Origin of the sequence: Marinifilum sp. JC120, from assembly GCA_004923195.1 — a bacterium.
GTDB lineage: Bacteria > Desulfobacterota > Desulfovibrionia > Desulfovibrionales > Desulfovibrionaceae > Maridesulfovibrio.
Genome location: RDSB01000047.1, coordinates 1 through 2,175 on the forward strand (window position 1 = coordinate 1; position 2,175 = coordinate 2,175).

General features: G+C 45.8%; 2 protein-coding genes. Both read left to right on the plus strand.

All coding sequences use genetic code 11. The features are described from left to right. Window positions 1-263, plus strand: a 263-nt coding sequence (locus D0S45_20185; GenBank protein ID TIH11380.1) for a hypothetical protein, incomplete at its 5' end; no start/stop codon positions are given. 270 nt (window positions 264-533) lie between these two features. Continuing rightward, window positions 534-2,175, plus strand: a 1,642-nt coding sequence (locus D0S45_20190) for a hypothetical protein (protein TIH11381.1), incomplete at its 3' end; no start/stop codon positions are given.

Genomic DNA, 2,175 nt, shown 5'->3' on the forward strand with positions numbered 1-2,175 from the left:
TGATTCTGGTGGGCGCACGGACCTACACAATTAATTATTCAGTGAAAGATAACGGCGACTATGATCTGGACGATACTCCCGGTGTGATCCTTGATCCTGTGGTTCCCGGAACTGTTTCATCTGGTGGATCAAGCGGATCTTCCGGTGGTTCCGGTGGCAGTACCGGATGTGTAATGAATCCACAGGCAGACTTTGCGGTGGAACTTTGCGGATTGTTTATTGTCGCCTTGTTGGGGATTTGTGTTCGTAGAATAAGCGGCTGATTTGTAGCGGTTTAATGTAGGACGAATAGATGTCGTGGCTGGGATATTTCCGGCCATGACATTTTTTATGGCAGTGGCAATAGCTCGGTATGGTTCAAATAAAACCCAATAAATAAGTTGGTTGTGGGTTTTTTCACGGGAATTCACGTGCAAATTCTTTGACAAATTACAATCCTGAAGGGTTTGGTAAAATCAATAATTTAAGCTCGCTGGCTGTTCGGTGCTTATAAGGTTTACCAATTTTCAAATTTGTCTTTCAGGAGTCCCGTTGTGAAGAAAGTGATTCTGTCCCTGATTTTTTTTGGGTTGATTTTATGTCCTGCCCTTTGCTTTGCTTCCCCCTCGGTGGAATTGATTAATAAGTTTACCGCCGCTGATACAGGATCTCTTGAGACAAGGGCGGAATACGGGGCTTCTGTTGCTCTCAGTAGTGAGGCTCTTGCTGTCGCTGCCCCGTTTGAAGGTATTGAGGAGACAGGGGCTGTCTATGTATATTCCAGAGATAAAGGTGGTCCCGGAAATTGGGGTTTTGTCAAGAAGATAACTTTAAGCGATCTGGGTGTTGTCAGAATAGGAAGCCTTTTCGGGAAGACTCTTGCTATCAGTGATGATTACCTTATGATTTCAGATTCTGATGGTGACTATGATGGAGTTCGTCTTGCCGGAGTAGTATATGTTTTCGGACGCAATAAGGGAGGCGACAATAATTGGGGATTGTTGCAGGTATTACATGCCGAGCCGCCGGTTTTAAAAGGTTATTTCGGAAGCAGTGTTGCTATTAGCGGAGATACACTTGTAGTCGGCTATGAAAATTTAGCTGTCGGTTCTTTGCAGGAAGTAGGGTGTGCATATGTTTATACACCGGACCGGGATAATCCCGGACAGTGGAAGTTGCAGAAAGTACTGGAACCTCAGAACAAGGAAGGTGTTGTTGAAAATCAGGCTGGACTTAAGTTTGGCTCCTCTGTGGGGGTGGCTGGAGATATTCTCGCCGTGGGCGCTCCCCGGAAAATAATTTCGTGGCCGCAACGTGCAGGCATGGTTTATATCTTCTCCAGAAATGCTGGCGGGGCCAATAATTGGGGGATTGTTAAAAGGGTCTCACCGCAATTTGAAAACGGTGATTCTGATATAGTTACGGACATGGAATTCGGGGCGAAAGTAGATGTCTCCGGTGATCTACTTCTGGTTGGTGCACCTCAGTGGAGTACTGAACATGTTGATTATGTAGGAAGTTCATATGTGTTTTCCAAGGATAAGGGCGGAGCTGACCAGTGGGGAATAGTAAAGAGGCTGATGCCCGTGCGTGAGAATGGAAATATACGTGAAATAGGTTTCTCCGAGTTTGGTAAGGATGTTTCAATTTCTGGAGACCTTGCCCTTGTGGCCTCAAAATACGGGGCCTATCTATTTTCAAAAAGCCAATCAGATATTGGCACTTGGGGCATAGTCAAGACAATTAATGATATAGAAACCGAACCGGACTCCAAGCTTGCCAGCAGCGTGGCAATTCATGGTGATTACAGTCTAATTGGTTCAGGTGCTAAGGATGTGGATTCTAAGGTTGGAGCTGGAGCCGTATATTATTTTAAAACCCCCAATATCATCAGCCTCGAAGGCTGCGCAGACAAAACAGTCAGCCCTACTGCAACACAGCCCACAGGAACCAGAGCAATCGTGACTTCGGTTGCCAAAAGAGTGAAAACTACGGCGGAAATTAAGAAAGAGCACCAGACTCCGGGCATGGGTAGCATGCTCGGGGCAAATGAGTATGAATTCACGGCCTCAGTAACAGCCGGGAAAGTCGCGTATTTCTGTTTCAACAGCTCAAGCCTTGGTGAGCGCAAGGCTGAAGAAGTAGCTCTTTTCAAGCTTTTCCCGAATAAAGATTCAAAGAGTTTTACTTACAGTT